Below are 11985 nucleotides of genomic sequence, written 5' to 3' on the forward strand. Positions count from 1 at the left end.
TTCCGCATTTTTTAATATAGTTCGTAATTCGGGGTTTTAGGTTATGACAAATATAACCTTTTATTCCTTTGCGCAACTATTTCCGCACAAGTATTTTACGGCCCGCCGGCAAATAAAAGGGGGCTGCACCCTGCGGCGCAGCCCCCTCCTCATTAACCCCTGCCCGTTACTTTTCGATCAGCGAAATCGAGCGCTGGATGAAATCCGTCAGGCTCTTGCCCTTGAGCATCCCGTTGGTCAGCAACGCCAGGTCGATGATCTGCTTCACGAGCTTGTTTTCACCGCCGATCTCGCGCAGCCGCTCATTGCGCTCATCGCGCAGCGTGACGACCTTCTTCGACAACTCCTCGCGCATGGCCTTTTCCTCTGCGGTAAGCTCTTCCTCCTTCTTGCCCTTGGTAACCTCCTCGAAGCGGTTCTCCTCGGCCACGGCCGCGTCGATCTTCTTGGTAATGGACTTCAGCTTGTCGCCATAGGCCTTCTCGGCATCGGAGAGGATGTCCGCGACGATGGGGTGGTTGCCGTTCACCGCGATGGTGAAGTTGTCGGGCATCTGCCCGTAGAACTGGCTCATGCCCCCGCCGCCCGCTGCGGCCATCTCCTTCATACGGCGCATGAATTCGTTCTGCGTAATCACCACGGGCGCTTCGTCGGGCGACATCGCCTCGAACGAAATGTTGTAGTGTATCTTGTCGTCCTTGGGCATCTGGCTTTCGAAGACCGGGCGCAACAACTCCTGCTGCGCTTCGGTGAGCGACATCTTGATGTTGTCCTCCTTCTGGATGAGCTTGTCGATCACGTCGCTGTCCACACGCACGAAACGCGTCTCCTTGTTTTTCGACTCGTACCAGTTGACGTAGTGGTTGTCCAGCTGGCCGTCCATCAGCAGCACGTCGTAGCCCTTGCCCCTGGCGGCTTCGAGGAACGTGTGTTTTTCCACGGGGTCGTCCACATAGAGCAGCACGACGGTCTTGTTCTTGTCGGTCTGGTTCTCCTTTACCTTTTCGAGGTACTCCTTGGGCGTGAAATACTTGCCCTCGACATTCTTCCAGAGCATGAAATCCTGCGCTTTCTCGGCGAATTTCTCGTCGGTGAGGATGCCGTACTGGATAAAAATCTTCAGGTCGTCCCATTTCGACTCGTAATCCGGGCGCATCGTGTTGAACAGCTCCTGCAGCCGGTCTGCGACCTTGCGGGTGATGTAATTCGAAATCTTCTTCACGTTGGCGTCGCTCTGCAGGTAGCTCCGCGACACGTTCAGCGGAATGTCCGGCGAGTCGATCACGCCGTGCAGCAGCGTCAGGTATTCGGGCACGATGCCTTCGACCTGGTCGGTGACGTAGACCTGGTTCGAGTAGAGCTGTATCTTGTTCTTCTGTATCTCGAAGTTGTTGTGTATCTTCGGGAAATAGAGGATGCCCGTCAGGTGGAACGGGTAGTCGATGTTCAGGTGGATCGAGAACAGCGGTTCGTCGCTCATGGGGTAGAGCTCGTGGTAAAACTCCTTGTATTGCTCCTCGGTAATGTCGGCCGGCTTGCGCGTCCACAGCGGATCGACGTTGTTGATGACGTTGTCCTTGTCCGTGTCGACGTACTTGCCGTCCTTCCACTCCTTGACCTTGCCGAAGGCAATCGGGATCGGCAGGAAACGGCAGTACTTGCGCAGCAGTCCCTCGACTTTCGAATCCTCGGCATATTCGAGCGCATCCTCCGACAGGTGCAGGACGATGGTCGTACCACGGTCATGCGCCTCGTCGGTCTCCTCCATTTCGAATTCGGGCGTCCCGGTGCAGCTCCAGCGCACGGTCTTGGCACCCTCCTTCCAGGATTTCGTTATGATCTCCACCTTGTCGGCCACCATGAACGACGAGTAGAACCCCAGTCCGAAATGCCCGATGATCGCCTGGTTCTTGTACTTCTCCATGAACTCCTCGGCCCCCGAGAAAGCGATCTGGTTGATGTATTTGTCGACCTCTTCGGCCGTCATGCCGATGCCGCGGTCGGTTACGGTCAGCGTTTTGGCATCCTTGTCCGCCGAAACGCGGATCGTCAGGTCGCCCAAGTCGCCCTTCATTTCGCCGATCGACGAGAGGGTCTTCAGTTTTTGGGTTGCGTCGACTGCATTGGAGATCAGCTCGCGCAGGAAAATCTCATGATCCGAATAAAGGAATTTTTTGATTACGGGGAATATATTCTCCGTCGTTACTCCGATTTTTCCGTTTTTCATAGTTTATCGTTGTATTTTGATTCGATTCGTCTCTGTCTTGTTTCAACAAACCGTGTGCCAGCCCCCGATTCCTGCCAAACTGTCAGTTGCGCATGACAGGGTATGCCGAAAAAAAGTTGCCGCAGCGAGAGTTTTGCCTTATATTTGTATGGCGAATTCAAACACACGACCAACTATGGATTTCCTCTCGTTAGCCAAGAAACGGTATGCCTGCCGTAAATATACGGCCCAAAAGGTCGAACAGGCAAAACTCGACACGATCCTCGAAGCCGGCCGCGTGGCTCCCACGGGCGCCAACCGCCAGCCTCAGCGGCTCATCGTCGTGCGTTCCGAAGAAGGCATGGCACGCCTGGCACGCTGCACGCGCGATTTCGGGGCGCCCTGCGCCATCATCGTATGCGCCGATACCGGCCAGGCCTGGGAGCGGAAATACGACGGCAAGGTGATCGGCGACATCGACGCTTCGATCGTCACCGACCACATGATGCTTTGCGCCGCGTCGCTGGGGCTCGACACGCTGTGGATCTGCATGTTCAAACCCGAAGCCGTACGCGCGGAATTCAACCTGCCGGAGCATGTCGAACCGGTGAATATCCTGCTCGTGGGCTACGGCGCCGGCATCCCGGCCGACCCCGGCCGCCATGAGCTGCTGCGCAAGCCGCTGTCGGAGACGGTCGTCGAAGAACGATTCTGAGACCTTGCCCCGCTAAAAACAATCCGGGAGAACGCAGCCGGGGTGCTGCGGCAATGCCCGGCGGCCGTCCGCTCGTCCGTCGAGCCGGAGGCTGCCCGCGTCCCGCCCCCATGAACCGGATCGGCTCCGAATTCATCCATGCCGGCATCCGACACCCCGATAATCCCCGAAAAACGGGCGCCGCAAGGTTCATACCGACCTGCGGCGCCCGTTTTCATCGGACACGGTTCCGGATTCCGGAACAACAACTATTTGGCGTACAACCGGAATTTCATGCTCCACGTGCCGCCCGTGGCGATCGACCGGAAACCTTCGGCTTCGGGGTCGGGCATGTTCGGGGCGTTGGTCGTCCACGACTGCGGCTCGGGGCAACAGTAGGGCACCTTGCCGCCGTTGTTCCAGATCGTCCAGCAGGTCGTCTGTCCGTCGACCTCGTAGCAGGTGCGTACACCCGTGCGCAGGTTCTCGACCAACGCGCCGCGGAACGGCTTGCCGTCCACCTCGATCTCGCGCACTGTGAAAGCCGCCTCGATCGGATCGCAGTCCGTTACCTGCAACCCCGCACCGCGCAGTCGGGCAAACTTCTCCGACAACGGCAACTTGCGGCCCGTCGGGATGTTACGTTCGCTCAGCTCAACCCGTTCTCCAACCGCCGCACGCATCACGTAATCGCCTGCCGCACCTCCGGCGAAGGGAATCCGCATCGGTGTATGGAACCCCACGCCGACGGGCATCGGCTCCTTGCTGCGGTTGGCGAACATCACCTCCTGTTCCAGCCCCCGGGCCGTGAGGCGGTATACGATCTTGCACTTGAACTCGTGCGGGAAATCGCGGAATATCGCATCGTTCCCCGCATTCGAATAGTAGCGGCATTCGACCAGCACCTCGTCCGCGGTTTCCCACGCCTTCGACACGGCGAAAGGCTGGCTCTTGAGAATACCGTGGTGATAGTGGCCTCCTTTCGCGTCGGTGATCGGGAAGCGGTAGGTGCGCCCGTCGAACGTGTATTGCCCGTCTGCAATGCGGTTGGGCGGGAAGAGGATCGGCAGTCCGAACACATGCGGGCGCCGCCGGAACTCTTCGACCTCATCCCCGGCGGGTGCACGCAGGATTTCGATACCGCGCCGCGTGTCGGCCAGCCGCACGAGGTTGGCGCCCATGTCCGGAACCAGCAGGGCCGCGTAGTCCCCTTTCGAAAACTCCACGGCCCGCATTCCATGCCACGCTATGCTGCGCAGCATCTTAGAGCAGCTTTTCGATCTTGGCGACCAGCGCATCCTTCGATGCGGCGCCGACCTGCTTGTCCACCAGTTCCCCGCCCTTGAGGAAGATAATGGTGGGGATGTTGCGCACGCCGTATTTCGCCGTGATCTCATCGTTCTCCTCCACGTCGCACTTGGCGATCAGAACGCGGCCCTCATACTCGGTGGCGAGCTCGTCCACGATGGGGGCTACCATGCGGCAGGGACCGCACCATTCGGCCCAGAAGTCGATGACGACGGGCAGCTCTGACGAAAGTACTTCCTGAAAATTCTCCTTTGTGATTGCTAAAGCCATAATTACAAGGTTTTTAATTGTTTGTATAGTTTATGCGATCGAATACTTTATGTCGTTGTCCTCCAAATATCCTACCAGCGACTGCGTGAGGCTGACCTTGTAGCTCTTCGAGAAGAGGCTCAGCGAGACATGCGCGTCGCGGTCGTAGACATTGACCCGGAACAGGGTTTCGCCCCGAGCTTCGCGGACACGTTCCGACAGGTCGCGGATCAGCTCCTGCGTCACCTCCTGCACGGGCAGCTGCACGTGCATCTCCTTGATCATCGTGTCGCGCATCTCCGAGAGCTGCACCATCGAGATGATCTTGAATTCCAGCTCCTTGTCGTTATAGGGCTTGGGCTGCACGCGGCCGCGGATAAAGAGGAAATAGTCCGCGAAGAGGTATTTGCGGAAATTCTCGTAGTCCTTGCCGAACAGCGCGAATTCGTGCGTGCCGTTGTAATCCTCCAGCACGAACTTGCCCCACGGCTTGCCGGTTTTGGTCATCAGGTTCTGCACGCTCACGACCATGCCCGCCACGGCGATCTCCTGCCCCTTGAAAGGTTCGAGGTTCTCCAGCTCCGTGAGCTGGGTCTTGCACATGTGGTTGATGATGACCTTATAGTCGTCCAGCGGGTGTGCCGACAGGTAAAGGCCGATCATCTCGCGCTCCTTGGCAAGGGTCTCCAGCTGCGTCCAGTCGGCGCACGCCGGCAACACGGGGCGCTGGATGTCCACCTGCCCGCCGCCTCCGAAAAGGCTCTGCTGGGCGTTGTTCTTCTCGGCCTGGAAACGCTGTCCGTAACGCATCAGCTGTTCGATGAAGGTAATGCCCGTATTGTCGCGTGCATCCGCCCCGAAGAACTTGCCCCGATGGAAGCCCGATATCGAATCGAACCCGCCGGCATAGGCCAGGTTCTCGAAGCATTTGCGGTTCACGGCCGTGAAGTTCACGCGCTCCATCAGGTCGTATATGTCCTTGAAGCGGCCGTTGGCGTTGCGTTCGGCGATGATGCTCTCCACGGCGGCTTCGCCGACACCCTTCACGGCCCCCAGCCCGAAACGCACGTCGCCGGACTTGTTCGACGAGAAGGTGCGCATCGACTCGTTGATGTCGGGCCCCAGCACCCGGATGCCCATACGCTTGCACTCGTTCATGTAGAGCGTCAGCTGCTTGATGTCCGCCAGGTTTCGGCTCAGCAGCGCCGCCATGAACTCCGAAGGGTAGTGCGCCTTCAGGTAACCGGTCTGGTAGGCCACGTAGGCGTAGCAGGTCGAGTGCGACTTGTTGAAGGCATAGGATGCGAACGCCTCCCAGTCGCCCCATATCTTGTCGCAGATCTTCTCGTCGTGCCCGCGCTCCTTACAGCCGTTGATGAACTTGGGCTTCATCTTGTCCAGCACGTCGCGCTTCTTCTTACCCATGGCCTTACGCAGCGTATCGGCCTCGCCGCCCGTGAACCCGGCGAGCTTCTGCGACAGCAACATGACCTGCTCCTGGTAGACCGTGATGCCGTAGGTGTCGCTCAGGTACTCCTCCATGTCGGCGATCTCGTAGGTCACCGGCTCCTGCCCGTGCTTGCGGGCGATGAAATTGGGGATGTACTCCATCGGGCCCGGACGGTAGAGGGCGTTCATGGCGATCAGGTCTTCGAAACGGTTGGGCTTGAGGTTGCGCAGGTGCTTCTTCATGCCCGGGGACTCGAACTGGAACAGGCCGGTGGTATCGCCGCGTGCAAAGACCTCGTAGGTCTGGGCGTCGTCCAGCGGGATGTCGTCGATGTCCACGTCCACGCCGTGCACCGCCTTGACATTCTCCACGGCGTCCTTGATGATCGACAGCGTACGCAGTCCCAGGAAGTCCATCTTGATCAGGCCGACGCTCTCGACCTCCTTGCCCTCGAATTCAACCACGTTCAGCTCGGCATCCTTGGCAATGGCCATCGGCGCGAACTTCTCGAGGTCGTCCTGGCCGATGATCACGCCGCAGGCGTGCACGCCCGTCTGGCGGATCGAGCCTTCGAGTTTCTCGGCGTACTTGAGCGTATTGCGTATCAGCTGGTTGGGCGACTCGCGCTCGGCGGCCAGTTCGGGAGACTCCTTGTATACGAAATCGAACGGCGTCTCGCCGTGTTTCTTGTCGGGGGTGATCTTGTCGGGCACCAGTTTCGACAGGCGGTCGCTCTCCGAGAGGGCGAGCTTCTGCACACGGGCAACGTCCTTGATGGCCATCTTGGGCGCCATGGTGCCGAACGTCACGATTTGGGCAACGCGCTTCTGGCCGTATTTCTGCACGCAGTAGCGCAATACGTCGGCGCGGCCGTCCTCATCGAAGTCGACGTCGACATCGGGCAGCGAGATACGCTCGGGGTTGAGGAAACGCTCGAACAGCAGGTCGTATTTCAGCGGGTCGATATTGGTGATCTTCAGGCAGTAGGCGACCACCGAACCCGCGGCCGAACCACGGCCGGGGCCCACCGAGACCCCCATTTCGCGGGCGGCGCGGATGTAGTCCCACACGATCAGGAAGTAGCCCGGGAAACCCATCCACTCGATCGTATCCAGCTCGTATTTGAGCCGTTGCTCGACCTTCTCGTCCAGCACCTCGCCGTAACGACGGTGCGCGCCCTTGTAGGTGAGGTCTACGAGGTAGCAATATTGCTTGGCGACCATCAGCCTGTCCGACAGCTCCTTGTCATGGGCGACGAGCCGCTCCAGCTCTTCGACCGACACACAGGCGCCGATCCTGGCCAGCAACTCCGCGTCCTCGATCTTCTTGACGAAGGATTCGCGGAGCTCCGCGAGGTCGATCTTGAAATCCTCCGGCGGCGGGAAGTTCGGCATCAGGGGGGCGTGCGTGAGCTTGTAGTCCTCGCATTTGGCGGCGATCTCGAGCGTCGTGGCCAGTGCCTCGGGGTGGTCGGGGAACAGCGCGGCCATCTCCTCGGGTGATTTGAGGTACTCCTGGAACGTGTAACGCATACGGTTAGGGTCGTCCAGGTCGCGCCCCGTATTGAGGCATATCAGGTGGTCGTGCGCCACGGCATCCTCCGCGAGGATGAAGTGCACGTCGTTGGAACAGATGTACTTCACGCCGAACTTGGCGGCCAGCTCCAGCAGCGCCTTGTTCACCCGCAGCTGGTTCTCGTAGACGTCCGCATCCTTCTGCGGGTCGCCCGAGGGATGCAGCTGCAATTCGAGGTAATAGTCGTCGCCGAAGACCCCCTTGAACCACTGCACCACGCGCTCGGCCTCCTCCATGTCGTTGTGCATGATGGCCTGGGGCACCTCGCCGCCCAGACATGCCGAGCAGCAGATCAGCCCTTCGTGGTACTGTTCGAGCAGTTGCTTGTCGATGCGCGGCTTGTAATAGAACCCCTCGGTAAACGAGTAGGAGACCATCTTGCAGAGGTTGTGGTAGCCTTCGAGGTTCTTGGCCAGCAGGATCAGGTGGTCGCCGGCCTTCTCGTCCTTGTCCTTCTCGAAACGGTTTTTCACCACGTAGACCTCACAGCCGAGGATCGGCTTCACCCCGGCGTCCGTAGCGGTGTCGTGGAAATTCTTGACACCGTACATGTTGCCGTGGTCGGTGATGGCGATGGCATTCATCCCCAATGCTTTGGCGCGTTTGATGAGCGGCTTGATGGCCGCGGCGCCGTCGAGGATCGAATATTGGGTATGTACGTGCAGATGGACGAATTCAGGCATGGTCGTAACTCTTCAAATTTATCGCACAACAAAGATAGGGATATTTCCGCAGAATTCGTGGCAGGGCTCTTGCATTTTATCAACAAAATTCCTAACTTTAGGTATCCAACAAAAACCGAGAGATTATGCAAGACGAAACCATGGTTGTATTGGCGGAATACAACACCATCACAGAAGCCGAGATCGCGAAATCCATGCTCGACAGCGCAGGGATCTGGTCGATGATCCGCAACGAATATATGTCGGCCATTTACCCCATAGGCACCATGCCCGCACAGGTCGTCGTGCGTCCCGAGGACGCCGAGAAGGCCAGGGCGATGCTTCAGCACAGATAAAAACGGCGCCGCCCGTCCTGCGCCAGGCAGGCTGCCGGCGGCAGCGGAGGGCTGTTCGGAACGGCGCGTACCGGCATCGCGTCCGGGAAGGCCATGCATCGAAAAGGGTGTACGTGCAGGTTGCACGTACACCCTTTTCGATTTTACGCGGCACGCAGTCCGGCGCCGCACGGGTCAGGTGAAATTGATCCGGTACTCGTAGGCCGTCCGCTGCGGCACGCCGCGCACGCGGCGGGGCACCCAGTGACCTTTGCTGGCCTTGATGACGCGGATGACCTCCCGGGAGAGTTTCTCGTCGGGCGACGAGAGCACCTCGCCGATCGTGACCTTCCCGTCCGGTTCGATGTAGAAACGCACATGCACCAGCCCGGCCACGCCGCGCGAGGAGAACCGCTCGTCGTAACGCAGCCGCACCCGCGCCCATTCGTGGAAAGTCTCGTCGGGGTCGCCGCCCATGAACAGCAACGGGTCGGCCTCCTGCCGCTTGGCGATCTTCTCCACCGGAAGGCGCATCGTCAGCCGCCAGGTATAACTTACGGACAGACCGTCCTTCCGGGCCGGCGTCCACGCTTCGAGGCGCCCCAACGCCTCGGTCACGAGCTGCTTCGTACGCTCCGTCGCGGGCTCGGCATCGCATTTGTCGCGCCCCTGACAGGTATTGTCCAGGAAACGCCACCCGTCCACCCGTCCCGCCGTGTCCACCGTAAAGGCGACCACGACCTGCGGCGAAAGCTCCGACGCCGGGATTTGCTTCTCTATCGCCAATTTCTCGGTTTCGCCCATCAGCCTTGCCATGAAGCGTTTGGCATCGGCGCCCTGAAAACGGGGCGGCTGGGTCTGCTGCGCCGCGGCACCGCACCACAGGGCCAGTGCCGCCAATAAGATCGCTGTACGTTTCATATGCCCTTCGTTTTAAGGTTTATTCGTTCCATATCCGCCACGAAGCCTCGGCCTGCCGGCGGAACATCACCTCGCCGTTGAGTATGCGCGCCCCGCGCTGGCGCCCCAGGTCGAGGAACCGGGTCAGGGGCGGGTTGTATACCAGGTCGAGCAGGTAGTGCCCGGGCGTAAGGTAGCCGTAGGGGATTCGCGGCGCGGCATCGACGGCGGGGTAGGTTCCCACGGGCGATGCGTTGACTATGAGGCGGCTCTGCTCCACGGCCTCGCACGGCAGGTTGTCGTAGGTGTAGTTGCCCTTTGCGGCGTCACGTGACACGAGGTCGAACGGGATGCCCCGCTCGGCGAGCACATACTGCACGGCCTGCGACGCCCCACCCGTACCCAGTACGAGGGCATGCGAGGGCTGTTCGCCCCCGAGCAGGCAGTCGAAGGCGGCCCGCAGGCCGATGACATCGGTATTGTGTCCCACGAGGCGTGAGTCTGCCGTACGGCGCACGCAGTTTACGGCGCCGACCAGCCGCGCATCGTGCGACAGGTCGTCGAGCAGCGCCATGACCTCGCGTTTGTAGGGGATCGTGACGTTGAAGCCGCACAGGTCGGGAGTCTCCGCCAGCAGGCGCTCCAGCGCCCCGATTTCGGGCAGTTCGTAGAGGGTGTAGGTGCAGTCGGCAATCCCCTCGCGTTCGAATTTCGCCGCGAAATAGGCTGCCGAGGCGGAGTGCCCCAGCGGCCGGCCGATAAGTCCGAAACGCCGCATGGCTATTCCTCCTGTTTTTTGACGACGATGCGCGCCGCGAGTTCGATGCAGTAAATCGCCAGGAATCCCACGATGCAGAGTACGATGGCCTCCGCGAGCAGTGCATCCTGCTGCGTGAGGGCCTCGAAACGGCCGGGCGCGACGTTGCTCTCGACGAGCGGCATGATCTTGCCGTGGCTGTCGGTGTAGGTTTCGACGACCTCTTTCCACGGCCACACCTTGTTGAGCGAGCCGACCATGAAACCCATCAGCACAGCCACCGTCACATCGTGCCAGTGCTTGAGCAGCCACGACAGCAGGTGCGAAAAGCTGATGATGCCCGCCACGGCGCCCACGACGAAGATCACGATGACCGGGATATTCAGGTCGCCCACGGCCTGCATGATGAACTGGTACTTGCCCAGCAGGAGCAGGATGAAGGCGCCCGAAATGCCGGGCAGGATCATGGCGCAGATGGCGATGGCGCCCGACAGCATGATGAACCACCACGTGTCGGGGGTCTCGGTCGGCGTGGCGATGGTGATCCACCATGCGGCGGCCGCGCCGACCAGGCATGCGGCGACAGTCCGGACGTTCCAGTGCCCGATCTGCCTGGCCACGAGCAGCGCCGAGGCGACGATCAGCCCGAAGAAGAACGACCAGATGGCAATCGGGTGGTGCGTGAGCAGGTAGGTCATCAGCCGCGCCAGCGAGAAGATGGCGATCCCGATCCCGATCAGCACGGGCAACAGAAAACGGCCGTTGACGTGGCGCCAGAACTCCTTCAGACGCAACGTGCCGAGCAGCCGCAGGGCGGTGCCGTTCACGCTCTTGATCGACTCGATCAACTCCTCGTAGATGCCCGAAATAAAGGCGATCGTTCCTCCCGATACACCGGGAACCACATCGGCCATGCCCATGGCGCAGCCCTTCGCTGCAAGCAGCAGATATTGTGTAAATTTCATATCATCGGTATTTAGCCCACAAATATAGCGAAATTGCGGGAATCTGCTAAACGAAGGTGCACGATTAGGGGAAATTCCATAATCGTGCACCTGTTTTCTGCCGGGGGATTCCGCCGTCTGCCGTCATCCTTCCGCGGGTTCGGGCTTGCGCTCGAAAAATTCGGGCTTGCTGCGGCGGATGAAATCGACGGCCTCGGACAGCCCTTCGGAGAATTTGGCGAAATCCTCCTTGTAGAGGAAGATCTTGTGCCGGTCGTACGAGAAACTCCCGTCGGGGTTCTGCATCTTGCGGCTCTCGGTGATCGTCAGGAAATAGTCGTCGCCGCGCGTGGCACGCACATCGAAGAAATAAGTGCGGCGGCCGGCTTTCACGGCTTTGGAAAGAATCTGGTCTCCATATTCTTCCGCATCCCGGCGGGATGGTTGGTGAGGGGTCATGGGGCAGTAGGTTTGGGTTATTTTCGGTTGAACGAATATAAGCAAAATAAACATGCAATCCCAAAAAATCCCCTCCTAATCTTCCGGCGCCAGCAGGGATTCCCCCTTGTGCTCCCAATCGGCGAGTATCTCCACGGCGCGGCGGTAGGCCTCGTTCTGCGCCGGGTTCATCACCCGGTAGAATGCCGCCGTATCGAAAAGCCGCTGCGCCACGAGCGCCTTGAGCTGTATGCGCATCAGCGGCGCCGAGGCTGCGAAGCCCTGCTCGTCGAACTCCACGCCGCGCTGTCCGCCCAGCCCGGTAAGCCCTTCGAGCATCGCATCGCCGGCCTCGAACCCCTTGTCGAACGCCTCGAACGTGGGGTAGGCCTTCTCCAGTGCGGCACGCTCCCGATCCATATAGGAAATGACGTATTCGTTGACCACGCCGCGGCGGATCAGGTTGG

10 protein-coding genes and 1 pseudogene are annotated in these 11985 nt (G+C 60.0%); 2 read left to right on the forward strand and 9 right to left on the reverse strand.

The window, feature by feature from the left end:
• Positions 1-166: 166 nt before the first annotated feature.
• A complete protein-coding gene (gene htpG / locus QVP03_RS00100; RefSeq protein ID WP_022331675.1) occupies positions 167-2227 on the reverse strand; it encodes a molecular chaperone HtpG in 2061 nt (686 codons plus the stop codon).
• Positions 2228-2402: 175 nt separating this feature from the next.
• Here htpG and QVP03_RS00105 point away from each other — a divergent pair, with 175 nt between their 5' ends.
• Positions 2403-2921: a nitroreductase family protein gene (locus tag QVP03_RS00105; RefSeq protein ID WP_018695988.1), complete on the forward strand. Its 519-nt coding sequence runs from the start codon at positions 2403-2405 to the stop codon at positions 2919-2921.
• 248 nt (positions 2922-3169) lie between these two features.
• Here QVP03_RS00105 and QVP03_RS00110 read toward each other — a convergent pair whose 3' ends face one another.
• Genes QVP03_RS00110 through dnaE form a run of 3 tightly spaced genes read right to left on the reverse strand, consistent with a single transcriptional unit; the run spans position 3170 to position 8165 of the window.
• A complete protein-coding gene (locus QVP03_RS00110) occupies positions 3170-4162 on the reverse strand; it encodes an aldose 1-epimerase (protein ID WP_022331676.1) in 993 nt (330 codons plus the stop codon).
• Position 4163: 1 nt separating this feature from the next.
• A complete protein-coding gene (trxA, locus tag QVP03_RS00115) occupies positions 4164-4478 on the reverse strand; it encodes a thioredoxin (protein WP_018695986.1) in 315 nt (104 codons plus the stop codon).
• A gap of 30 nt (positions 4479-4508) precedes the next feature.
• A complete protein-coding gene (dnaE, locus tag QVP03_RS00120; protein ID WP_022331677.1) occupies positions 4509-8165 on the reverse strand; it encodes a DNA polymerase III subunit alpha in 3657 nt (1218 codons plus the stop codon).
• Between the two features lie 125 nt (positions 8166-8290).
• Here dnaE and QVP03_RS00125 point away from each other — a divergent pair, with 125 nt between their 5' ends.
• Positions 8291-8500, forward strand: a complete 210-nt coding sequence (locus QVP03_RS00125) for a putative signal transducing protein (RefSeq protein WP_022331678.1) — start codon at positions 8291-8293, stop codon at positions 8498-8500.
• 174 nt (positions 8501-8674) lie between these two features.
• Here the strand turns inward: QVP03_RS00125 and QVP03_RS00130 are convergent, their stop codons facing one another.
• The 5 genes and pseudogenes from QVP03_RS00130 to QVP03_RS00150 form a co-directional block, all read right to left on the reverse strand.
• The gene (locus QVP03_RS00130) at positions 8675-9400 is read right to left on the reverse strand and encodes an energy transducer TonB (RefSeq protein ID WP_022331679.1); all 726 of its coding nucleotides are present in this window, start codon (positions 9398-9400) and stop codon (positions 8675-8677) included.
• Between the two features lie 19 nt (positions 9401-9419).
• Complete coding sequence (locus tag QVP03_RS00135; RefSeq protein WP_022331680.1) at positions 9420-10157, reverse strand: shikimate dehydrogenase family protein; 738 nt, start codon at positions 10155-10157, stop codon at positions 9420-9422.
• A 2-nt stretch (positions 10158-10159) separates the two neighbouring features.
• Positions 10160-11101 (reverse strand): DUF368 domain-containing protein, encoded by a 942-nt coding sequence (locus QVP03_RS00140; RefSeq protein ID WP_018695981.1) that lies wholly within the window; start codon positions 11099-11101, stop codon positions 10160-10162.
• A gap of 123 nt (positions 11102-11224) precedes the next feature.
• Positions 11225-11539, reverse strand: a complete 315-nt coding sequence (locus tag QVP03_RS00145; protein ID WP_022331681.1) for a DUF3276 family protein — start codon at positions 11537-11539, stop codon at positions 11225-11227.
• 75 nt (positions 11540-11614) lie between these two features.
• Positions 11615-11985, reverse strand: a pseudogene (locus QVP03_RS00150) (peptidase S41); the annotation flags it as partial.

The sequence above is a fragment of the Alistipes sp. CAG:29 genome (genome assembly GCF_000435435.1).
GTDB lineage: Bacteria > Bacteroidota > Bacteroidia > Bacteroidales > Rikenellaceae > Alistipes > Alistipes onderdonkii.

What these genes read in the sequence shown, in the direction of transcription:
- QVP03_RS00135 (WP_022331680.1), bottom strand. Translation starts at nt 10,157, where the DNA reads ATGCGGCGTTTCGGACTTATCGGCCGGCCGCTGGGGCACTCCGCCTCG.
- QVP03_RS00130 (WP_022331679.1), bottom strand. Translation starts at nt 9,400, where the DNA reads ATGAAACGTACAGCGATCTTATTGGCGGCACTGGCCCTGTGGTGCGGT.
- dnaE (WP_022331677.1), bottom strand. Translation starts at nt 8,165, where the DNA reads ATGCCTGAATTCGTCCATCTGCACGTACATACCCAATATTCGATCCTC.
- QVP03_RS00140 (WP_018695981.1), bottom strand. Translation starts at nt 11,101, where the DNA reads ATGAAATTTACACAATATCTGCTGCTTGCAGCGAAGGGCTGCGCCATG.
- QVP03_RS00105 (WP_018695988.1), top strand. Translation starts at nt 2,403, where the DNA reads ATGGATTTCCTCTCGTTAGCCAAGAAACGGTATGCCTGCCGTAAATAT.
- QVP03_RS00125 (WP_022331678.1), top strand. Translation starts at nt 8,291, where the DNA reads ATGCAAGACGAAACCATGGTTGTATTGGCGGAATACAACACCATCACA.
- QVP03_RS00110 (WP_022331676.1), bottom strand. Translation starts at nt 4,162, where the DNA reads ATGCTGCGCAGCATAGCGTGGCATGGAATGCGGGCCGTGGAGTTTTCG.
- htpG (WP_022331675.1), bottom strand. Translation starts at nt 2,227, where the DNA reads ATGAAAAACGGAAAAATCGGAGTAACGACGGAGAATATATTCCCCGTA.
- QVP03_RS00145 (WP_022331681.1), bottom strand. Translation starts at nt 11,539, where the DNA reads ATGACCCCTCACCAACCATCCCGCCGGGATGCGGAAGAATATGGAGAC.
- trxA (WP_018695986.1), bottom strand. Translation starts at nt 4,478, where the DNA reads ATGGCTTTAGCAATCACAAAGGAGAATTTTCAGGAAGTACTTTCGTCA.